Raw genomic sequence first — 259 nt, 5'->3', positions numbered from 1 at the left:
CTCACGAACCGTCAGGCCAGCATCCTGAATCATCTTGACCAGCTGCTCGCGGCTGGGCGGATGCTGCAGGTATTCAATCACGGTCGGCTCTTCGCCGCTGTTGCGGATCATGGCCAGGGTGTTGCGGGAGGTCCCGCATGCGGGGTTGTGATAGATGATCGTCATGGTGAGGTCCTATTGTGAAATCGGCTCTGATTGCGGACGAATCGCCGCCGTAGCGAAAAAGAAGAGAATTGCTCCAGTCGCCGCTATGGCAACC

General features: G+C 57.9%; 1 pseudogene. It reads right to left on the bottom strand.

The window, feature by feature from the left end:
- Positions 1 to 165 (bottom strand): annotated as a pseudogene (locus RMT89_RS43975) (arsenate reductase (glutaredoxin)); the annotation flags it as partial.
- Between the last annotated feature and the right edge of the window lie 94 nt (positions 166 to 259).

It is taken from the genome of Streptomyces sp. P17 (assembly GCF_032436805.1).
Taxonomy (GTDB): domain Bacteria; phylum Actinomycetota; class Actinomycetes; order Streptomycetales; family Streptomycetaceae; genus Streptomyces.
Note: the sequence above shows the minus strand (reverse complement) of the source record. Positions and strands in the feature narration are given on the sequence as shown.